Raw genomic sequence first — 18,954 nt, 5'->3', positions numbered from 1 at the left:
ATTGTCGAAGATTGGCGGTGCGATTGTCGGGGTGATCAGTGCTATTGTGGTGGCGGTCATATGGTGGGGCCTGATTACCCCATGGGCGACCAATACGCTGCACCGCGTCGTCGGCGAAGCACGGATCGAAAGCGAAACCGCCGCACTGAGTGCGATGGTCGATGAAATGACCCCCCGTCTTGAAGCGCTTGAGGCGGAGCGCGATGGGCTGATTGCCCGCGTCAATGAAGAAGTGGCGACAAAGGATGCCTTGCTGGAAGAGGCATTGGCGCAGCGCTTGAACAACCCCGGAACACCGGCGTTTGAGACAGCGCGCAGTGCATTGCTCGCCCAGATGGATGTTTTGATGGCAGCGCGCCGCGAGGCATCCGAACTGGCGGTGGAAACCTTCTTGCTGGACGAGGATCTGTCCGAGGCGCGCGGCCTGCTGACTAGAACCCGGCTGTTGGAAGCGCAGAACGCGCAGTTGCCTGGAGTGACCGAAAGGGCAGCCGAGTTGCGTGCCAATCTGCCGGATGCGGTGGCTAATCTGCTGTCGCTTGACGGCGCGGGTGACGCAACCCCAGAGGAGCGTCAGGCGCTGGAAGAGACTTTGGCTGCAGAGGAACAGGCTGCCACCCTGCGGGATGCGCTTGAAAGCACCTATGCCACGCTTGGCCGTGTCGGGCTTGAACCGGTGCAAAGCCGCGAGATTGGTGGCTTTACGCTGGGGATGATTATCGGTGTGTCCGGTATCGTGCTGTCGCTGCCGCTGGGCATCCTGTTGGCGTTGGGTCGCCAGTCGCCGTTGCTGATCATCAACAAGTCCAGTGTCGCCTTTATCGAGGTGATCCGCGGTGTCCCGCTGATCGTCTGGCTGATCACGGCATCACTGCTGCTGAACTACTTTCTGCCGCCCGGGACAAATTTCGACCTGATGCTGCGGGTGATCATCATGGTGACCCTGTTTTCGGCGGCCTATATTGCCGAGGTGATCCGGGGTGGTCTGGCCGCATTGCCAAAGGGCCAGTACGAAGGTGCAGACAGTCTGGGACTTGATTACTGGCAATCGATGCGGCTGATCATCCTGCCGCAGGCCTTGAAAATCTCGATCCCGGGGATCGTCAATACCTTCATCGGTCTGTTCAAGGATACGGTTTTGGTGGTGTTTATCGGCCTGCTGGACCCGATTGGCCTGACCAACGCGATCCGTGCCTCGACCGACTGGAACGGCATCTATTGGGAGCTGTTCATCTTCATCGGTCTGCTGTTCTTTATCTTCTGCTACAGCATGGGCCGCTATTCACTTTACCTGGAGAAGAAACTCCAGCGTGAAAACCGCTAAGGAGACCTGACAATGGTTGAAATGACAAAAGAACGCGAGATTGATCGCAGCCAAATGCAGGTCTCTGACGAGGTGGCGATCGAGATTACGAATATGAACAAGTGGTACGGGACGTTCCATGTGCTGCGCGACATCAACTTGACCGTGCAGCGCGGCGAGCGGATCGTGATCTGCGGCCCGTCGGGGTCCGGCAAATCGACCCTGATCCGCTGCATCAACCGGCTTGAGGAACATCAGGCCGGTCAGATCATCGTGGACGGCACCGAGCTTTCTTCGGATCTGAAAAACATCGACAAGATCAGGTCAGAGGTCGGCATGTGCTTTCAGCACTTCAACCTGTTCCCGCATCTGACGATCCTTGAAAACTGTACCCTCGCCCCGATCTGGGTCCGCAAGACCCCCAAGAAAGAGGCCGAGGAAATCGCGATGCATTTCCTCGAAAAGGTCAAGATCCCCGAACAGGCCGACAAATATCCCGGCCAGTTGTCCGGTGGTCAGCAGCAGCGTGTGGCCATCGCCCGGTCGCTCTGCATGAAACCGCGCATCATGCTGTTTGATGAGCCCACATCGGCCCTTGACCCCGAAATGATCAAGGAAGTGCTGGATACGATGATCGAACTGGCCGAGGAAGGCATGACCATGCTCTGCGTGACCCATGAGATGGGCTTTGCCCGCCAGGTCGCCAACCGCGTCATCTTCATGGACCAAGGCCAGATCGTGGAACAGAACGAGCCGGAAGAATTCTTCCTCAACCCGCAATCAGAGCGGACGCAGCTGTTCCTGAGCCAGATCCTCGGCCACTAAGCACAACGTCGCCCCGGCCTTGCGCCGGGGCCTCGTGGCGCTAGTCGATGTCGGTGCGGCTGGTTCCGATCAGATCGCGTGGCACAGTGAAATCGACGCATGTGCCGCCCCGTTGGCCAGCGTCAGCCCAACCATCAATCTCGAAATCGATAACGGCTGTGGCACAGGTTGGATAGTCGCTGTACCGCGTGTGATCGGGCGCTGATTTGACCAGCAGGTTGGCCAGCATCCCGATGCCCGGATTGTGCCCAATCAGGGCGATGCAGTCCGCCGTCTGCCGCTGGATCAGTTCCAGCAATGTCAGCGGGGCTGCGTGGTAAATCTGGGGCGACAGGTGCAATTCGGGCTTTGGGTCCAGTTTCTGCATGATCAGATCCGCGGTTTCGTGTGTCCGGGTCGCGTCTGAACACAAAATGATATCAGGCATATACCCATGCTCGGCCATCCACGACCCAATTGCCGGGGCAGAGGCCCGCCCGCGGTCGTTCAGGACGCGGGCATGATCATCGGCAAACGGATCGCTCCAGCTGGATTTGGCGTGGCGGATCAGGATCAGGCGTTTGGTCATAGGAAGGCTTTCATGTGGAATGCGGCTTGATCGGGCAGGCGGTTCCCTTGACCCACAGGGCAGGCGCGGCGGGCGGCACAGCCGCGTGTCATGCAACTGGCCCCATCGGGGCTGCGCAGATAGGTCTTGCACCGATCCACGTCATAGCCGTCGGCAAACGCATCGACGGGGCAGGCGGCCTTGCAGGGTTGGCCTTTGCAGGTATCGCACGGACACGGCCCGGTGCCGATCACCGCGCGGTCCGGCTGCCGGATGGCGCCCCTGAACGACACGAAAAGCCCCGCATCTTCATGCACAAGAAACCCAATGGGCGAGGTCCAGCAGCGCCCGCTTTTCAGCGCCCAATTTTGAAACGGGGCATATGGCGGCCCGCCAAAGGGAAAGATGGCCGTACCGTTGTGCTCGGCCGCGATGGTGTTGACCACCCGGGCCGACCAGCGATCCAGCGGGTTGGGGGCGCCATCGCCATATTCCGGGCTGGCACGAAAAATGGGCCAGAAATGTGGTTCGTCTGGCCCGATCAGCGTGATGACATCGGCGCCGTCCTGGCATTCGCCCAATGGGCGCAGGCCAACCCGGCGCAGCCTGTCATTCAGCCCCATTCAGCGCACGCGGGTCCATGACGGGGGTATTGATCCGGGGGCGTCTGGCACGAAGGTCAGCACATCGTCGCTACAACTGAAATTGCCGCGCGACTGGCCCCAACCGCCGCCATCGGCCGTGGTGATCGGGATATCCATGCGGGTGCCCATGACGTCGGCTGAACCGACAAGTGCATAGTCCGTCACATCCGCGATATAGTCGTTATCATCTGCACTTAGCGTTCCTTGCGATGCGCCGCTGATGGTGATCGCCATGGGTGGCACATCGGGCATCTGTGCGGTGATCACCAGATCATCGATGGTCATCGACATGTCGCCTGCATCCGAAATCTGCAGATTGGCCGACCCGCCATCATGGCGCGCACTGCCGCCCATCTGGGCGCCCATGGCATCGGCCAGGCTCTGACCGTCGACCTCCCATTGTCCGACAAGGCAGGGGTCGATGGCCAAGGCGGATGTGGTGGAAAGTGTCAGGGCAAAGGCAGCGCAGGAAAGCAGTTTCATCGTCATCTCCCTTAAAGAACGGATGTCACATAGCACAGTTTCGACCGTGGTGCAGGTCCTTCAATCGCGCGGTTCGCGAATGATCGACCCGGCCCCGTGTTCGGTAAACAACTCCAGCAGGCAGGCATTGGGCAATCGTCCGTCCAGAATAACCACCGCACGCACGCCCTGTTCCAGCGCGGCAAGCGCGGTTTCTGTCTTGGGGATCATCCCGCCAGCGATCGTGCCATCAGCAATCATCGCGCCGACCTGATCGGTGGTCAGCTGCGTCACAACCTCGCCACTCGCGTCCTTGACGCCGGGTACGTCGGTAAGCAACAGCAGCCGGTCCGCCTTCAGCGCGCCAGCAATGGCACCGGCGGCGGTATCACCATTGACGTTGAAGGTTTCCAGCATGTCCATGCCGGTCGCCACCGGGGCCACCACGGGAATGATCCCGGCACTGTAAAGATCGCGCAGCACCTGCACGTTCATTTCCACCGGTTTGCCGACAAAGCCCAGTTCGGGGTCGTCGGCCTCCGCCACCATCAGGTCATCATCCTTGCCCGACAGGCCGACAGCACGCCCGCCTTCGTCCATGATCGCCTGCACGATGCGTTTGTTGACCAACCCGGTCAGCACCATTTCGACGACTTCGACAGTGTCCTTGTCGGTCACCCGCTTGCCGCGCACGAATTCCGATTTGATCCCCAGCTTGTCCAGCATCTGGTTGATCATCGGGCCGCCGCCATGCACCACGACGGGGTTCATGCCGACCTGACGCATCAGCACGATATCGCGGGCGAATTCGGCCATCGCATCGGCGTCGCCCATGGCGTTGCCACCGAATTTCACAACGACGATTGCACCCGAATAGCGCTGCAGATAGGGCAGGGCCTCGGACAGTGTGCGTGCGGTTGCGATCCAGTCACGGTTCATGTCTTCGGTCCTTTTCTTCATTCCACGCCCGCGATGACGGCGCGCAGCGTCGCGATCCCGTCGCCCTTTTCGGAAGAGGTCAGGATGATCTCGGGAAAGGCGGCGGGGTGTTTGACCAATGCGGCGCGTGTTTTAGCCAACGCTTCGTCCAGTGCCTTGCCCTTGATTTTGTCCGTCTTGGTCATGACCACCTGGAACGTCACCGCAGCACTGTCGAGAAGGGACATGATTTCCTCATCCACCGCCTTGGCCCCGTGCCGTGCATCGATCAGGACAAAGACCCGGCGCAGCGTCTGGCGGCCCTGCAGATACTGCTTCAGCAACCGCTGCCATTTCTCGACAACCGCAACTGGCGCGTTGGCAAAGCCGTAGCCGGGCAGGTCGACCACATAGATTTCGCCTGCGGTGAAAAAGTTGATTTCCTGCGTGCGCCCCGGCGTGTTGGAGGCACGCGCCAGCCCCTTACGCCCGGTCAGTGCGTTGATCAGGGAGGATTTGCCCACGTTGGACCGCCCGGCAAAGCAAACCTCGACCCGGTCCGCAGGGGGCAGGCCGTCCATTGCGACCACGCCTTTGAGGAATTCGGTTTCGCCTGCAAACAACCGCCGCCCTTTTTCAAGCGCGGCGTCGTCGGGGGTTTCGACCTCGGGAAAGCGTAATTCCATCTTAGCCCACCTTAACCGTGTCATTGAGGCCGACCTTACCGCCCTTGATCACGGTCGCATAGACACCGAAATTCTGGTGGTCCCAGCCGTCGCGCAAAACCGCCAGCGTGTCGGTGTCGCGCTGCCCGGTGCGCGGGTTCGCCTTGGTATGGGCGCAACGTTCGATGGGTTCATGGACCTGCAGAACCGCATCGCCCACTTGGATTTCGCGATCAATCCACTCGAACTCTTCCCACGGGCCGGTACCGTCCAACCAGATATTCCCGCGCCAGCGCTCCATCTCGAGCCTGCGGCCCAGACGGCCCTGCACCGCCTTGTGGCTGGCATAGGTCATGATCGACACGGTGGGGTAGTTGCTGTCGGTCATGCCCCGGTCGGGGGCGGCAACCAGCCCGGTGGGCTGAAACCGGTCAGGCGGGCATAAGGGCGCGACCCAGGCCAGAAACCGGGCCTGATCCGCTGGATCGTCGGGGGCAAATTGCAACTCGCCCAGATCCTGATGGGTCAGTGTCAGGCTGCGTGCATCCTCGTCCAGCTTGGCCCAGATGCCAGCCAGACCGGGGGTTGTCACACCGATCATGAAGTTCCGGCAAGACACCCATTCGGGGTTTGCGGCATCAAACTTGGTCCGGTCATGGGTGACGGCCCAGTGCCTGTCCCACGGCATGGTCTGGCCGGTGACCAGCGTGACCTCATCCAACGTCTCACGCCCGTGGCTTTTGATCGGATGCCGCCACAACGCGGCGACAGTGATCATCTACTTGCCCTCTTTCTTGTCGAGGTCGACGGGTTTCTTCCGCTTGATGCTGGACTTGATATTGCCGAACACATCCGGCTTGGCCCCGTGGCTGCGCATGATGGCGTATTGCTGGATGAAGGTGATGATGTTGTTGGCGATCCAGTAGATCACCAGACCGGAGGCGAACGACCCCAGCATGAACATGAAAACCCATGGCATCCAGGCAAAGATCATCTGTTGGGTTGGGTCTGTCGGGGCCGGGTTCAGCTTTTGCTGCAGCCACATCGACACACCTAACAGGATCGGCAGGATTCCGATAAAGAGCAGGGCGAGGATCGATCCGGGCTCTGGCCCGGCAAATGGCAACAGGCCGAACAGGTTCAGGATAGAGGACGGATCAGGCGCGCTGAGGTCATCGATCCAGCCGAACCACGGGGCATGGCGCAATTCGATGGTGACAAAGATCACCTTGTAGAGTGAGAAGAAGATCGGAATTTGCAGCAGGATCGGCAGACAGCCCGCAGCCGGGTTGACCTTGTTATCCTTGTAAAGCTTCATCATGCCTTGCTGCATGGCTTGCCGGTCGTCGCCGGCTTTTTCCTTCAGCTTCTCCATCTCCGGCTGCAATTCTTTCATGCGCGCCATGGAGACGTAGGATTTATAGGCCAGCGGCAGCACCAGCGCCTTGAGGAACACGGTCAGCGCAATGATCGCCCAGCCCATATTGCCGATCACGGCGTTCAGATAGTGCAGCACGGCAAAGATCGGCTTGGTCAGGAAGAAAAACCAGCCCCAGTCAATGCTGTCCAGAAAACCGCCAACGCCGCCTTCGTTCTCGTAATGGCGGATCGCTTCCCATTCCTTGGCCCCGGCAAAGAACCGGGTGGTGACGGTTGTGGATGCACCGGCCGCAACGCTTTCCGCAGGCATAATCGCTTCAGCCTGATAGATATCGCGATTGTCGAAATGGCGGACAGTGGCGCGGAAGGGTGCGCCCTGTTCGGGGATCAGCGTGGTCATCCAGTAGTGATCGGTCCAGCCGATCCAACCGTTCTGCTGTACCTCGACCCGTGCGTCTTCGTCGCTGGGCACCAGATCGACCACTTCGTCATAGTCAATCTCTGACAATTCGCCATCGGCCATCCGCACAAGGCCTTCGTGCAGAATAAAGAAGTTCTTGAGGTCATCCGGTTCCGAATAGCGCCGGATCAGACCATAGGGGCGGGAGTTGAAGACGCCACCGCCGTTGTTGATGAGCGTCTGTTCAAAGCTGAACATAAACTCATCATCAATCGAGATCTTGGTTTGGAACACCTGACCCTGCCCATTGTCCCATTGCAAGGTGACGGGCGTTGTAGGCGTCAGTGTTTCCCCTTCGACCAGAGTCCAGACAGTATCATCATTCGGGGCAACATCGCGGTCTCCGGTCCAGCCGAAAAGGGCAAGATAGGCATCAGCTTCGCCCGCGGGGCGCATCAGACGAACGGTTTCGGCATCTTCATCCAGCGTTTCGCGGTAATTGGTCAGGGCCAGATCGTCGATCCGCCCGCCACGCAAAGAAAGGGAACCGGAGACAGAGCTGTTTTGAATGGCGATGCGCGCGGCTTCCGCTTCGGCGGTCGGTTCCTGATCGGGGGTTGTGACGGCCCCGGTGGTTGTTGGGGCCTCGGCGGCGGGCACGGCACCGCCATCGGTACTGACGCTTTGTTCGACGGTCGGCTCGACTGGGATCTCCTCGGGCGGGAACAACAACGTCCATGTCATGATGACGGCAAAGCTCAGCACCGTCGCCAGGATCAGGTTCCTATTCTGCTCGTCCATCTGAAAGTCGCCCATTTCCACATAAAATTCTGAAGGCCGTTCAACCTGCCGGGGGCCGAAAGGTCAAGCGGTTTTGCCTTATTTGCGACCAAACAGGGCAGTTGTGATCATCGTCAGGCCTATTCGTGCGGCGCAGTGTCCGCCGCAAGCGTCAGCCCCGCGAAATCGAACAGTTTCGGGTCGAGCAGATGGGATGGCCGCGCGTTCATGAGGGCGCGGAACATGACCTGCCTGCGTCCGGGGCTGTTCTTTTCCCAGCCATCCAGGATCTGTTTGACCTGCTGGCGCTGCAACCCGTCCTGCGACCCGCACAGATCACAGGGAATGATCGGATAATTCATGGCCTTGGCGAATTTCTCGCAATCGGCCTCGGCCACATGGGCAAGGGGACGATAGAGAAACAGATCGCCTTCCTCGTTGACCAGTTTTGGCGGCATCGTGGCCAGACGCCCGCCGTGGAACAGGTTCATGAAAAACGTCTCGAGAATATCGTCCCGGTGGTGGCCCAACACCACGGCTGAACAGCCCTCTTCGCGGGCGATCCGGTACAGGTTTCCCCGCCGTAGCCGCGAACACAGCGCACAGAATGTCCGCCCCGCCGGCACCTTGTCCATGACGATGGAATAGGTGTCCTGGTATTCGATCCGATGAGGCACACCCATCTTTCCCAGAAACTCCGGCAGGACCGTCGCGGGAAACCCAGGTTGCCCCTGATCCAGATTGCAGGCGATCAGATCGACAGGCAGCAGGCCGCGCCACTTCAGCTCGTACAAAGTGGCGAGCAGGGTATAGCTGTCTTTGCCACCTGACAGGCAGACCAGCCATTTGTCCGGTTTCTGGCCTGTCTGAGGGGGCACCATCCCATACTGTTCGATCGCCTCGCGGGTATATCGCACGATGCGTTTGCGCAGCTTCTTGAACTCGGTGCTGGAAGGCGCACCGTGGAAAAGCGGGTGGATTTCTGTATCGTCAAGCATGGGTGAAAGCCCTACCGCGCCCCGCGAGGTCCGCCAAGAGGTTTTGTGAATGATTAAGCGTCATGATGCGCCCCCTGAACCGGTAAACCCTTACCCCGATGCGCCAACCGAGGTGGCGGGTTTTCGTTATGACAGCGCGCTGGTCCTGCTGAGGCTGAAAGATGCGGTCAGGATGCGCAACGGAGAGGATACGGATTATCTGCTGGGCCGCCCGTTTCTGGCGTCATGGCAGGATCCTGATGGTGTCTGGATACCATTGGCCGTGCCGCAGGGCCTGATCACCGACCTGACCAGCGTACCGCGCCTGTTTCGGTTCCTGATCGGGCGGGTGGGGCCGTGGCTGGAGGCGGCGATCATACATGACTACCTTTACATTGCGTGGCAGGACGTCAGTGGGCGCGGGTCGACTGAACAGGACCGCCGCTTTGCCGACAATATCATGCGGGCAGCCATGCAGGCGGCCAAGGTTGGCCCCTTGCGGATCTGGGCGATTTTTGCGGCGCTGCGTCTGTTTGGCGGACCAGGCTATCGCCGAGGTGCGCAAGAGCGCTTTGTTGATATCTGCGATCCGGACATCACCTGCCAGTTGGCTCCGCAGACCGCGGGTCACGGTCAATGCTATATTAGCAGATCTTAACCGAACCCTACCGTGCATGCACGACGGGATCCGACGCTTTGCCGACGCAAGTCCGACGTGATGCCGACAGTAATTTTTGGGGAATTTGCCCACCTGAAGCGCCGCGCTAGGTCAGGGTTGGACAGAAGGAAAACCATCATGCGCATCCTGATTACTTTCGCCTTTCTGGCGCTTGCCGCCTGCACCGGAAAACCATCATTCGACGATCCCAGCCTCAGTGACCGCAAGCTGAACATGGAGGAATTCTTTGACGGTGAACTGGTAGCCTACGGCCAGTTTCAGGATGTGCTCGGCACGGTGCGCCGCAGTTTTGTCGTTGATATCAAGGGTGATTGGGACGGAGAGCGGCTGCGCCTGGTCGAGGATTTCGTCTATGAGGACGGATCAACTGAACAGCGGATCTGGACCCTGACCAAGACCGGCCCGGATAGCTGGACAGGCACCGCCCCGGGCGTGATCGGGCAGGCCACCGGGCAGGAAAAAGACAATCGTTTCAATTGGGTATACGAAATCGATCTGCCTGTCCCCTCTGCCGACGGCACATCCGAAACCCTCCGCGTGACCTTCGACGACTGGATGTGGCTGTTGTCCGAAGACCGTCTGCTGAACCTCGCCTATGTGAAACGTTACGGGTTTGATATCGGCGTTGTGACGATATCATTCGAGAAGAACTGACGGATTTCGCGCCGTCTCGGGACGTGAGGGATTGGCCTTATGGGAAACTTGATCGGGGCGCTGGCCCTTGTCGCGACAATTGCCGTGGTCGGGTTCATTTTGTGGCGCGAGCGGCAGGGCGAAAAGGCCGACGATTACTTCGCCGGTAAGAAGCCGACACCACCAAAATCCCGGCAGGACGACCGGGATTGGCCCGCTATCGTGCAGGACGCCCGCAACAAGGCCGCAGCCCTGGCCCGCCCCGCAATTGCACTGACCATGGCCAAAGGACCTGTTGCCGATGATGCACATTCATCCATTGGCGGGCGGCCCAGCCTGCCGGCCGATGCGCCTTGGCCGCAGGACGCCAACGGCAAACCGATGATCTTTCTGGCACAGATCAATTATGCCGACATGCCACCGCTGGATGGATATCCGGCACAAGGGGTCCTGTCGTTCTTTGTTATGGACGATAACCTGAATGGGTGCGCGTTTCCGTCGCTTGCAAACAAGGGGTTTCATGTCGCCTATCACGAAGATGCCGAGGCGCTGGTGCGGCAGGATCTGCCGGATGGGGGGTGGGAATTCACACCATTCAACGACGAACTGACGCTGAAGGGGCGGCGACTGACAGGGCAGGTGGCAACCGGGCCGGTATCGCCCAACAGCACCGCTGTGCGAGAGCTGACAGAGGGCTGGTATCCCGACTGCCCCGGCGAATTATGGGACACGCTGCACGAGGATCTGACCGCGGCCAAACCCTCAGAGATATACTACGGTGGTCACCCCGATTTCACGCAGGAGGACTTTCGCCGCACCGGTACGGATCCTGAGCTGAGCGAGGTGCTATTGCAGTTGGGGTTCGTGCTTGATCGCGAAACCGGGGTCGAGATTTGCTGGGGCGATACAGGCGAGGCGTGTTTCCTGACCTCAAAGGCCGACCTTGCTGACCGTCGGTTCGACAAGGTCGCCTATAACTGGGATTGCAGCTAGTCCGGGACGTTATCGATCCCAGACCCGCCCCATGGGTGGCACCGCCCGATCCGGCGGATCGTCAGCCAGCTGCCCCTGATGGCTCCGTGCTTTTCCAGTGCCTCCAGCGCATAGGCCGAACACGTGGGCTGAAACCGGCAGCCGTGGCCCACCCACGGCGACAGCACGACCCGGTAGGCCCGTACGGGGAGCGAGACGAGATAGGCCAAAGGTGTCATGAATGCACCTTTTTCAACGCGCGTTTGAGATCGGCGATGAGTGTATCAAAGGGTAGGGCGGCCGTCACATCCTTGCGGCCGACAAGCACATAGTCCCAGCCGTCGCGCCCTAGTTCCGGCAGCACCAGCCGCGCCACTTCGCGCAGTCGGCGCTTGGCCCGGTTGCGGGCAACTGCATTGCCCACCTTTTTGGAACAGGTGTATCCGACGCGGATGCCCGACGCCTCACCCTCGGCGCGCTGCCGCGCCTGCAGGTGAATGCCGGGGGTGCTAAAGCGAAGCGCATGGGAGGCGCGGATGAAATCGGCACGCTTCTTCATGGTTGTCAGACAAACGGAAACCGCCGGAGTGCCATCATCTGGCCCAACCGGCGGTTTCAAATCAGTCAAGAAACTGGACGCGCTTACGCGCTCAGCTTCGCACGGCCCTTGGCACGACGTGCGTTCAGGATCTTGCGCCCGGCCTTGGTGGCCATGCGTGCGCGGAAACCGTGGCGGTTCTTGCGAACCCGGTTGGATGGTTGGAACGTGCGCTTCATCGCGTTCTCTCCGGTTCTTGGCCAAATCCAGCATGGGGATTCGAAGCCGATCAACAATTCAGACCTGCCGTTTAGAGGGGGCACTGCCTCATGTCAACGCGCATCGGTGGGTCAAATTGCAACATTTGGGACAATTCGGACCGGCCAAATGTTACAGGTTTCGTGATCAGCCCCCGGAAAACTGAAACAAGCGGGGGGCAATTCATCAATGGGCCGTGAGGTGGGTATCGCGAACGCAGCCTTCCGTCCATCTAACGGTCAACGCCAAACGCACCCATAGGACGGAAAGATGACCGAGATGACAGACAAACCCGCCAACCCGCTGTTACGCAACTTACCGCTGCTGACCATCATTGTTGTGGCGGTGCTGGGCGCGATTTACCTGCGCGACTATCTGTCGTTTCAGGCACTTGCCGATAATCGTGAAGCGCTGATCCAGTTCCGCGACAACAATTATCTGCTGACCGTGTTGGTATTCATCGCGGCCTATGTCGTGATTGTCGCTTTTTCGCTTCCAGGTGCCACCATCGCAACCCTGACGGGCGGATTTCTGTTTGCGACATTCCCCGGTGCCTTGTTCAACATCACCGGTGCAACCCTTGGGGCCATAGGCATTTTTCTGGCTGCCCGCTGGGGGTTGGGTGAAAAACTGGCCGCCAAGATGGAAAATTCCGAAGGGTCGGTGAAGAAAATCAAGGAAGGCATTGATAACAACCAGTGGGAGATGCTGTTTCTGATCCGCCTGGTCCCTGCCGTGCCGTTCTTTGTCGCCAATCTGGTGCCTGCGCTGGTCGGTGTCCCGCTGTTTCGCTTTGCCGTGTCAACATTCCTGGGCATCATCCCCGGTGCGGTTGTCTACACCTCTGTCGGTGCCGGTCTGGGCGAGGTTTTTGCCAGTGGCGAAACCCCGAACCTTGGCATCATCTTTGAGCCGAAAATCTTGCTGCCAATTCTGGGCCTGTGTGCTTTGGCCGCTCTTCCCATCATCATCAAGGCCGTGCGCGGCAAGAAAGGTCTGTAAATCATGAGCCGGATCAAAACAGATATCTGCATCATCGGTGGCGGCTCTGGCGGTTTGTCTATCGCGGCCGGCGCGGTGCAGATGGGGGCCAAGGTGGTTCTGCTTGAAGGCCACAAGATGGGTGGTGATTGCCTGAACTACGGTTGCGTGCCATCCAAGGCGCTGATTGCATCAGCGAAACAAGCTTATGCCATGTCCCACGGCGAAAAGCTGGGCGTGGGTGAAGTGGAACCAAAGGTCGATTATGCCGCCGCCAAGGACCATGTACATGATGTCATCGCGACGATTGCACCGGTCGACAGTGTGGAGCGTTTTGAAGGCCTTGGCGTTCAGGTGATCGAAGAGTTTGGCAAGTTCATCTCAAAGACAGAGGTACAGGCGGGCGATAACATCATCGAGGCGCGGCGCTTTGTCGTGGCCACTGGCTCTGGCCCCTTTGTGCCGCCAATTCCCGGTCTGGATACGGTCAAGCACTATACCAACGAAGACATCTTTGATTTGCGTGAGAAGCCCAAGCATCTGATTGTCATCGGCGGCGGTCCCATCGGGATGGAAATGGCGCAGGCACATCGCCGTCTGGGGTGTGAGGTGACAGTCATTGAAGGCATGAAAGCCTTTGGTAAGGACGACCCGGAGATGGCCGCGATCGTGCTTGATAATCTGCGCGCGGAAGGCATCAACATCGTTGAAGAGGCACAGGCCGAAAAGATCAGCGGCAAGGGTGACGCCATTACCGTGCACACCCCAAAGGGCGATTTCACCGGCTCACATCTGCTGATGGCAGTGGGGCGTAAGGTGAATATCGAAAAGCTCGATCTGGATGCGGGCGGTATTGCCCATCATCGGGGCGGGTTGAAGGTGGGGCCTGATCTGCGGTCAGTGACCAACAAGAAAGTTTATGCCGCAGGTGACGTGGCCGGTGGGCTGCAATTCACCCATGTGGCCGGGTATCACGCCGGTGTTCTGATCCGGTCGATGCTATTTGGGTTGCCATCCAAACAGCGGACCGATCACATCCCATGGGCCACCTACACGGACCCGGAATTGGCCCAAGTCGGCCTGACCGAAGAGCAGGCGAAGAAGAAATACGGCGCCCAGCTTGAGGTCGTCCGCTTTGATTTCCATCACAATGATCGGTTGATTGCCGAGCGGAAAACCAAGGGTCTGATCAAGGTGATGGTGGTCAAGGGCAAGCCTGTGGGCGCATCCATCGCCGGTCATCTGGCAGGCGAATTGATCGGCATGTGGGCCATGGCGATTGCCAATAAGATGAAGATGTCTGCCATCGCCAATACGGTTCTGCCATATCCGACCATTAGCGAGGTTAACAAACGCGCCGCTGGTGCCTATTTTAGCCCCAGACTATTTGAAAATCCGACCGTCAAAAAAGTGGTCGGCTTTGTGCAGCGCTGGCTGCCTTAACCCAGAGACGAAGACGCAATGATCAATTCCCTCTCAGGTCGCTTCCTGATCCTCACGATCATTTTCGTGATGCTGGCCGAGGTTTTTATCTTTGTGCCATCGGTTGCGCGGTTCCGCGAGGATTACCTGCTGGCACGGCTTGAGAGGGCGCAGATCGCATCATTGGCGCTTGAGGCGGATGACATGATTTCGCCCGCGCTCGAGGCGGAGTTGCTCAGAAACGCCGAAGTCTACAACGTGGTGCTGCGCCGCGATGAGATCCGTCAACTGGCCCTGTCATCACCTATTCCATCCCCGATCACGGCTACTTACGACATGCGTAATCCGTCTGGCATGATGCTGATCGCCGATGCCATGCGCACGATCCTCAACACCGAAGACCGGATCATCCGGGTCATTGGAAACCCTGTGCGTGACGGTGGCCTGCTGATCGAAGTCACCATGGACGAAATGCCCCTGCGCGGTGCCTTGCTGGAATATGGTCGCAACATTCTGATCCTGTCCGCCTTTATCTCGATCATCACGGCTGGCCTTTTGTTTCTGGCGGTCCGCATCCTGCTGGTCCGGCCGATCCAGGGCGTTGTTGACCATATGAAAGACTATGCCACAGCCCCGGAGGATGCGCGCAAGATCATCACCCCCACCGCCGGCGTGAAGGAACTGCGCGATGCCGAAGAGGCGCTGCAATCCATGCAAACCCAGTTGACCGGTGCGCTCAAGCAAAAGGAACGGCTAGCGCAGCTGGGTGGTGCCGTCGCCAAGGTCAGCCATGATCTGCGCAATATCCTGACCTCGGCCCAGCTGTTCACCGACCGGATCGAAAGCTCCGAGGATCCGCTGGTGCGTCGGATGGCACCGAAACTTGTCAGTTCAATCGCCCGGGCGGTCAGCCTGTGTGAAAACACGCTGGCGTTTGGCCGGGTGGATGAACCGGCACCGGCGCTGACCAGGGTGAACCTAGCCAAGATTGTGGGCGAAGTGATTGATGCCGAACGCCTGGCCGTGGGCGAATATGATCTGTCATTTGCCGAGGACGTCCCCGCCAGCATGACCTTGCGGGCCGATGATGAACAGCTATACCGGGTGATCTCGAACCTGGTGCGCAATGCCCGTCAGGCGATCATGGCGACCAACCAACCGGGCGAGATTGTCGTCCGCGCCGAAGAGGACGAGGCCGCCTGGCATCTTTACGTGACCGACACCGGGCCCGGCCTGCCAAAGAAGGCGCAGGAACATCTGTTCAAGCCCTTTGAGGGCGGGGTCCGCAAGGGCGGATCCGGGCTGGGCCTTGTGATCGCCGGGGATCTTGTGCGGGGGCATGGCGGGCGACTGGAACTGGAGCGCACCGACGAGACCGGCACAACGTTCAGGATCCACTTGCCCAAGGAAGACCTGGCACTGGCACCTGCCGCCGAATGAACAAAGAATCCCGATTGGGCCTTGCATCACGGCGCTCTCGGGTCTAAATCCCCCGATACGCGGATTGGTAGCTCAGTTGGATAGAGTACTTGACTACGAATCAAGGGGTCGGGGGTTCGAATCCTCCCCAGTCCGCCACACCTAACCATCTGTTTTTGAACGTTTTTTCGCCTTGATATTCTCTTGGGATTTCGGGCCCTTTGCGATGCGGTTCCGGCCCGTGAGACCTGACCTGCGGGAATCTCCGCACCGTTTCGCCCGCCCGTCTCTTTTGCCCGACGCGTCGGGTCCGTTTTCTGAGTGCGAGCAGAACGGGATTGAACTGGTTTTTTGAAGGGCGTTTACAGCGCCTTGAACAAGGCGCGTTGCGCGTCCCAATCCGCGGGTAAATCATGGGTCTTCAGCCATTCGGATGTGAAGCCAGAAGGCTGATGGCCGGTGGTGATCTGCGCAAGGAGATCAGGTGCCAGAAAGGCCAGGTTGAGATGGCGGCTGAGTTGGCCACGATAGACGCCATCGCGCGCTGTCAGTTGTGCGATGGTCTTACCTGCGATGATCTCGCTGTACCAGAGCCGCGCCTGATGGATGTTGCGCAAGAGAACCGGATCGATGTTGGCCCCCGCCTGACCAAGGATGATCCGCGTTTCGACGCCGCGCCGCTTCAGCGTGAACGTATCTTCACAAGCGAGATGCGTGTCATCCAGCATCTCTTGGTCGATCATGAGGATCTGCGCTAGTTGGATTGCATCAAGTGTGAGTCGGATCCGGGGAGTTCCGAGATCGATGCGCGCAATGAGTTGTAACGTTTTTGCGGTCGGTTTTTTCGTGTTTTCCTCCGCAAAGCGTGTTGAGGCAGTGACTGTATGTTGGAGCGTGGCCGCATCGGCTTCTGGCAGCAGGGCTGCGACGAAGGCGGCATCTGCCAGCTTCGCATTGATGCACGCGGCGATCTCATCTTCGAGTTTGACAGCTGGCAAGCGCCAGGCATCGGGATGATCCTTGGCTGCACCGCTCACAAGGCAGCGGGAGATGTAATACCTGATGCGGGTCTTGCCCTTGACCGTATGTGTGGGGGTCAGCGTCTCTCCTCGTTCATCATAGATCTTGCCACAGAGGGCTGCACGTTCGCGGCGGTTTTGGCTGCCCCGTCGGCGTGCTGCATCTGTACTGAGTTGCACTTGAAGGGCCTCCCACTCATCCGGCGGAATCAAGGCCGGATGCTGTCCTTCATAGATCGCTTTGTGATGCCGGATGCGCCCGGCATAGATCGGGTTGCTGAGGATCTGGTGGATATGGGTGCGGCTCAATGGATTGCCGCCGCGCTTTTGTCCTGTTGCGGTGTCCGTGACGGCCCGGGTGCAAAGCCCTTCCTCCCTGGCGCATCTCGTGACGGCAACAATGCTCGCATGCTCATGATAGAGTTGGACAAGGCGCCTGATCGTGGGTGCTGTGTCCGGGTCGATCTTGAGCGTGCGGCCTTCTGCGAGGTATCCAAGGGGCACCGATCCGCCCATCCAGAGCCCCTTGCGCTTCGAGGCGGCGATCTTGTCCCGGATCCGCTCCGCGGTCACCTCACGTTCGAACTGGGCAAAGCTGAGCAACATGTTCAGTGTCAGCCGCCCCATGCTGGTGGCTGTGTTGAAGGATTGTGTGACGGAGACGAAGCTGGCCTCCACCGCATCCAGTTGGTCAACGATCTTGGAGAAGTCCGCGAGTGAGCGGGTCAACCGGTCGATCTTGTAGACGATGATCTGATCGATCTGGCGCTGCGCGATGGCTGCCAACAAGCGCTGCAAGGCCGGGCGCTGCAATGTCCCGCCGGAATAGCCGCCATCATCAAACGGCTCCGCGACCAGCACCCATCCTTCCGCTTTCTGGCTGGCTACATAGGCTTCGCAGGCCTCTCGCTGGGCATCCAGAGAATTGAAGTCCTGTTCCAGACCCTCATCGGTTGATTTGCGCGTATAGATCGCGCAGCGGATTTTGCGTCGCGACTTTGCCGCCGCATGTTGCGGCGTCATCGCTGTTCCGACCCCGCAGGCGGCACCGCTGTCTTTGCAGGTGCTTGGCGGTGACCTTTGCCCAGTCCAAAGAAGCGTGGGCCGGACCAATGGGCGCCGGTAATGTGTCGCGCCAGGGCGGAGAGCGAGGTCCATGTTTGCCCCGCCATCACAAAACCTGCCTCTGAGACTGTCACGCGATACGTCCGCCCGTTCCATTCACGGACCAGCTGGGTTCCGGGCGCCAGGCCCGCCTTGGGGGATGCGGCCGTGTCAGATGTCGCCTGTCGCTTCAGATCACGCAGCACCTGGGGTTTTGGCCCTCCCCGGGCTGCGACCTGAGCCTCATAGCTCAGGGCCTTCCGCAAGAACCCGACCGACAGGCTCTTGGGCGGTGGCGCACCATGGACACAGCGCCAGCGAGCGAGAAGCTCTGCACGCTCAACCGACGCAATCGCTGCCAGGGTGTTAACAACATCGATCTTATGAACGCGCACCCTCATGAACCATTGCCCTGCTTCGCACTTTCCTCTGCCTGCGGGACAATCTTGTAGCTTGCTGGTCCACCGCTTGGCGACTTGATCGTTTCCACCACCAGGCCTTCCTTACGCAACCCACTGATCGCGGCCCGCACCGAATGGGGCTGCAGCGAGAGCGCTGTTGCAATCCGGGCAGCCGTGACTGGCTTCGCCTTTGACAAAGCCTTGATCAGCAAGCTCTTGCGTGTGGGTTTTGCAGCAGTCTTACGTTTTGCCGTCGGTTTGCTTGGTTTACCCGCCAGCTTTTGATGCGCATTGGTCGTCGTCATTGCTGTCTCCTTGTTCAGATCCTGTGGGCAACTTGTCCCCCAGTACTGACCAAAGCCCGACACATCGGGCAGAGACTCACGCAAAGCGCACAGACACTACCGCTTCTTGTTCAGCACAAGTCCAGTCGAAAAATGCACCGCGCATGACAATCGCAGGATGTCGCGTCAATGTCTGCGATGCGCGGTGGTCTCAACTGGTGGACGCAACACTTTAACCTTTAGGAAGAGATGGAATGTTTTGAATGAAGTATCGTCGCAGGATTTATTATTCAGCAGAACAGCGTGCCGAGATCTGGGATCGCTGGCAGCGTGGGGAGTCGAT

At 59.3% G+C, this 18,954-nt stretch carries 21 protein-coding genes, 1 tRNA gene and 1 pseudogene; 9 read left to right on the top strand and 14 right to left on the bottom strand.

From position 1 onward, the window contains the following. Nucleotides 1-667: 667 nt before the first annotated feature. A pseudogene (locus ACFWW2_RS07540) lies at nucleotides 668-1,324 on the top strand (amino acid ABC transporter permease); the annotation flags it as partial. A 12-nt stretch (nucleotides 1,325-1,336) separates the two neighbouring features. Then, nucleotides 1,337-2,128: an amino acid ABC transporter ATP-binding protein gene (locus tag ACFWW2_RS07535; protein WP_393927277.1), complete on the top strand. Its 792-nt coding sequence runs from the start codon at nucleotides 1,337-1,339 to the stop codon at nucleotides 2,126-2,128. Nucleotides 2,129-2,168: 40 nt separating this feature from the next. On the opposite strand, the gene ACFWW2_RS07530 is transcribed toward ACFWW2_RS07535, so the two are convergent. The 8 genes from ACFWW2_RS07530 to ttcA form a co-directional block, all read right to left on the bottom strand. Further along, nucleotides 2,169-2,696: a SixA phosphatase family protein gene (locus tag ACFWW2_RS07530; RefSeq protein WP_393927276.1), complete on the bottom strand. Its 528-nt coding sequence runs from the start codon at nucleotides 2,694-2,696 to the stop codon at nucleotides 2,169-2,171. Then, complete coding sequence (locus ACFWW2_RS07525; RefSeq protein WP_393927274.1) at nucleotides 2,693-3,298, bottom strand: ferredoxin; 606 nt, start codon at nucleotides 3,296-3,298, stop codon at nucleotides 2,693-2,695. Before ACFWW2_RS07525 ends, ACFWW2_RS07530 begins: the two co-directional genes overlap by 4 nt. Continuing rightward, nucleotides 3,299-3,802: a hypothetical protein gene (locus ACFWW2_RS07520; protein ID WP_393927273.1), complete on the bottom strand. Its 504-nt coding sequence runs from the start codon at nucleotides 3,800-3,802 to the stop codon at nucleotides 3,299-3,301. It lies immediately after the preceding gene. A gap of 60 nt (nucleotides 3,803-3,862) precedes the next feature. Then, a complete protein-coding gene (argB, locus tag ACFWW2_RS07515; protein WP_393927272.1) occupies nucleotides 3,863-4,720 on the bottom strand; it encodes an acetylglutamate kinase in 858 nt (285 codons plus the stop codon). A gap of 17 nt (nucleotides 4,721-4,737) precedes the next feature. Continuing rightward, nucleotides 4,738-5,385, bottom strand: a complete 648-nt coding sequence (gene yihA, locus ACFWW2_RS07510) for a ribosome biogenesis GTP-binding protein YihA/YsxC (RefSeq protein ID WP_393927271.1) — start codon at nucleotides 5,383-5,385, stop codon at nucleotides 4,738-4,740. 1 nt (nucleotide 5,386) lies between these two features. Then, nucleotides 5,387-6,142 (bottom strand): MOSC domain-containing protein, encoded by a 756-nt coding sequence (locus ACFWW2_RS07505; protein WP_393927269.1) that lies wholly within the window; start codon nucleotides 6,140-6,142, stop codon nucleotides 5,387-5,389. Continuing rightward, complete coding sequence (yidC, locus tag ACFWW2_RS07500; RefSeq protein ID WP_393927267.1) at nucleotides 6,143-7,945, bottom strand: membrane protein insertase YidC; 1,803 nt, start codon at nucleotides 7,943-7,945, stop codon at nucleotides 6,143-6,145. Nucleotides 7,946-8,064: 119 nt separating this feature from the next. Further along, nucleotides 8,065-8,922, bottom strand: coding sequence for a tRNA 2-thiocytidine(32) synthetase TtcA (gene ttcA / locus ACFWW2_RS07495; RefSeq protein WP_393927265.1), 858 nt, complete (start codon nucleotides 8,920-8,922; stop codon nucleotides 8,065-8,067). Between the two features lie 49 nt (nucleotides 8,923-8,971). Between ttcA and ACFWW2_RS07490 the strand changes: the two genes are divergently transcribed. The 3 genes from ACFWW2_RS07490 to ACFWW2_RS07480 all read left to right on the top strand — a co-directional run bounded on the left by ACFWW2_RS07490 (nucleotide 8,972) and on the right by ACFWW2_RS07480 (nucleotide 11,206). Then, nucleotides 8,972-9,559: a DUF1353 domain-containing protein gene (locus ACFWW2_RS07490; RefSeq protein ID WP_393927264.1), complete on the top strand. Its 588-nt coding sequence runs from the start codon at nucleotides 8,972-8,974 to the stop codon at nucleotides 9,557-9,559. A 138-nt stretch (nucleotides 9,560-9,697) separates the two neighbouring features. Beyond that, entirely contained in the window at nucleotides 9,698-10,234 is a 537-nt protein-coding gene (locus ACFWW2_RS07485; protein ID WP_393927263.1) for a DUF3833 family protein, read from the top strand. Nucleotides 10,235-10,273: 39 nt separating this feature from the next. After that, on the top strand, nucleotides 10,274-11,206 hold the full coding sequence (locus ACFWW2_RS07480) for a YwqG family protein (RefSeq protein ID WP_393927261.1): 933 nt from the start codon (nucleotides 10,274-10,276) through the stop codon (nucleotides 11,204-11,206). On the opposite strand, the gene yidD is transcribed toward ACFWW2_RS07480, so the two are convergent. From yidD to rpmH, 3 genes are all read right to left on the bottom strand, one after another. After that, on the bottom strand, nucleotides 11,203-11,424 hold the full coding sequence (yidD, locus tag ACFWW2_RS07475) for a membrane protein insertion efficiency factor YidD (protein ID WP_393927259.1): 222 nt from the start codon (nucleotides 11,422-11,424) through the stop codon (nucleotides 11,203-11,205). The two genes, ACFWW2_RS07480 and yidD, sit on opposite strands and share 4 nt — an antisense overlap. Further along, nucleotides 11,421-11,744, bottom strand: coding sequence for a ribonuclease P protein component (rnpA, locus tag ACFWW2_RS07470; RefSeq protein ID WP_393927256.1), 324 nt, complete (start codon nucleotides 11,742-11,744; stop codon nucleotides 11,421-11,423). The genes yidD and rnpA overlap by 4 nt, the downstream gene beginning before the upstream one ends. 83 nt (nucleotides 11,745-11,827) lie before the next feature. After that, a complete protein-coding gene (gene rpmH / locus ACFWW2_RS07465) occupies nucleotides 11,828-11,962 on the bottom strand; it encodes a 50S ribosomal protein L34 (RefSeq protein ID WP_007204042.1) in 135 nt (44 codons plus the stop codon). 298 nt (nucleotides 11,963-12,260) lie between these two features. Between rpmH and ACFWW2_RS07460 the strand changes: the two genes are divergently transcribed. The 4 genes from ACFWW2_RS07460 to ACFWW2_RS07445 all read left to right on the top strand — a co-directional run bounded on the left by ACFWW2_RS07460 (nucleotide 12,261) and on the right by ACFWW2_RS07445 (nucleotide 15,962). Beyond that, nucleotides 12,261-12,983, top strand: a complete 723-nt coding sequence (locus ACFWW2_RS07460) for a TVP38/TMEM64 family protein (protein WP_393927434.1) — start codon at nucleotides 12,261-12,263, stop codon at nucleotides 12,981-12,983. 3 nt (nucleotides 12,984-12,986) lie between these two features. Beyond that, on the top strand, nucleotides 12,987-14,405 hold the full coding sequence (locus tag ACFWW2_RS07455; protein ID WP_393927254.1) for a dihydrolipoyl dehydrogenase family protein: 1,419 nt from the start codon (nucleotides 12,987-12,989) through the stop codon (nucleotides 14,403-14,405). A gap of 18 nt (nucleotides 14,406-14,423) precedes the next feature. Then, nucleotides 14,424-15,824, top strand: a complete 1,401-nt coding sequence (locus tag ACFWW2_RS07450) for a sensor histidine kinase (protein WP_393927252.1) — start codon at nucleotides 14,424-14,426, stop codon at nucleotides 15,822-15,824. Between the two features lie 61 nt (nucleotides 15,825-15,885). Continuing rightward, nucleotides 15,886-15,962 (top strand) — tRNA-Arg (locus ACFWW2_RS07445). 203 nt (nucleotides 15,963-16,165) lie between these two features. Here the strand turns inward: ACFWW2_RS07445 and ACFWW2_RS07440 are convergent. From ACFWW2_RS07440 to ACFWW2_RS07430, 3 genes are read right to left on the bottom strand one after another with little or no spacing between them, the layout of a single operon-like run. Then, on the bottom strand, nucleotides 16,166-17,845 hold the full coding sequence (locus ACFWW2_RS07440) for a recombinase family protein (RefSeq protein WP_393927250.1): 1,680 nt from the start codon (nucleotides 17,843-17,845) through the stop codon (nucleotides 16,166-16,168). Further along, on the bottom strand, nucleotides 17,842-18,327 hold the full coding sequence (locus tag ACFWW2_RS07435) for a DUF2924 domain-containing protein (RefSeq protein ID WP_393927249.1): 486 nt from the start codon (nucleotides 18,325-18,327) through the stop codon (nucleotides 17,842-17,844). The genes ACFWW2_RS07440 and ACFWW2_RS07435 overlap by 4 nt, the downstream gene beginning before the upstream one ends. Continuing rightward, the gene (locus ACFWW2_RS07430; RefSeq protein ID WP_393927247.1) at nucleotides 18,324-18,632 is read right to left on the bottom strand and encodes a DUF3489 domain-containing protein; all 309 of its coding nucleotides are present in this window, start codon (nucleotides 18,630-18,632) and stop codon (nucleotides 18,324-18,326) included. Before ACFWW2_RS07430 ends, ACFWW2_RS07435 begins: the two co-directional genes overlap by 4 nt. Between the last annotated feature and the right edge of the window lie 322 nt (nucleotides 18,633-18,954).

The organism is Yoonia sp. R2-816 (genome assembly GCF_046762905.1).
Classification (GTDB): domain Bacteria; phylum Pseudomonadota; class Alphaproteobacteria; order Rhodobacterales; family Rhodobacteraceae; genus Yoonia.
This window is presented reverse-complemented; position numbering and strand designations above follow the sequence as displayed.

Bases quoted from the DNA above. Each gene is read 5' to 3' on its own strand.
- ACFWW2_RS07525 (WP_393927274.1), bottom strand. From the start codon at position 3,298: ATGGGGCTGAATGACAGGCTGCGCCGGGTTGGCCTGCGCCCATTGGGC.
- rnpA (WP_393927256.1), bottom strand. From the start codon at position 11,744: ATGAAGAAGCGTGCCGATTTCATCCGCGCCTCCCATGCGCTTCGCTTT.
- ACFWW2_RS07435 (WP_393927249.1), bottom strand. From the start codon at position 18,327: ATGAGGGTGCGCGTTCATAAGATCGATGTTGTTAACACCCTGGCAGCG.
- ACFWW2_RS07505 (WP_393927269.1), bottom strand. From the start codon at position 6,142: ATGATCACTGTCGCCGCGTTGTGGCGGCATCCGATCAAAAGCCACGGG.
- ACFWW2_RS07450 (WP_393927252.1), top strand. From the start codon at position 14,424: ATGATCAATTCCCTCTCAGGTCGCTTCCTGATCCTCACGATCATTTTC.
- ACFWW2_RS07430 (WP_393927247.1), bottom strand. From the start codon at position 18,632: ATGACGACGACCAATGCGCATCAAAAGCTGGCGGGTAAACCAAGCAAA.
- yidC (WP_393927267.1), bottom strand. From the start codon at position 7,945: ATGGACGAGCAGAATAGGAACCTGATCCTGGCGACGGTGCTGAGCTTT.
- argB (WP_393927272.1), bottom strand. From the start codon at position 4,720: ATGAACCGTGACTGGATCGCAACCGCACGCACACTGTCCGAGGCCCTG.
- ACFWW2_RS07480 (WP_393927261.1), top strand. From the start codon at position 10,274: ATGGGAAACTTGATCGGGGCGCTGGCCCTTGTCGCGACAATTGCCGTG.
- ACFWW2_RS07520 (WP_393927273.1), bottom strand. From the start codon at position 3,802: ATGAAACTGCTTTCCTGCGCTGCCTTTGCCCTGACACTTTCCACCACA.
- ACFWW2_RS07455 (WP_393927254.1), top strand. From the start codon at position 12,987: ATGAGCCGGATCAAAACAGATATCTGCATCATCGGTGGCGGCTCTGGC.
- ACFWW2_RS07440 (WP_393927250.1), bottom strand. From the start codon at position 17,845: ATGACGCCGCAACATGCGGCGGCAAAGTCGCGACGCAAAATCCGCTGC.
- ACFWW2_RS07490 (WP_393927264.1), top strand. From the start codon at position 8,972: ATGATTAAGCGTCATGATGCGCCCCCTGAACCGGTAAACCCTTACCCC.
- ACFWW2_RS07485 (WP_393927263.1), top strand. From the start codon at position 9,698: ATGCGCATCCTGATTACTTTCGCCTTTCTGGCGCTTGCCGCCTGCACC.
- rpmH (WP_007204042.1), bottom strand. From the start codon at position 11,962: ATGAAGCGCACGTTCCAACCATCCAACCGGGTTCGCAAGAACCGCCAC.
- ACFWW2_RS07530 (WP_393927276.1), bottom strand. From the start codon at position 2,696: ATGACCAAACGCCTGATCCTGATCCGCCACGCCAAATCCAGCTGGAGC.
- ACFWW2_RS07460 (WP_393927434.1), top strand. From the start codon at position 12,261: ATGACAGACAAACCCGCCAACCCGCTGTTACGCAACTTACCGCTGCTG.
- ACFWW2_RS07535 (WP_393927277.1), top strand. From the start codon at position 1,337: ATGGTTGAAATGACAAAAGAACGCGAGATTGATCGCAGCCAAATGCAG.
- ttcA (WP_393927265.1), bottom strand. From the start codon at position 8,922: ATGCTTGACGATACAGAAATCCACCCGCTTTTCCACGGTGCGCCTTCC.
- yidD (WP_393927259.1), bottom strand. From the start codon at position 11,424: ATGACACCTTTGGCCTATCTCGTCTCGCTCCCCGTACGGGCCTACCGG.
- yihA (WP_393927271.1), bottom strand. From the start codon at position 5,385: ATGGAATTACGCTTTCCCGAGGTCGAAACCCCCGACGACGCCGCGCTT.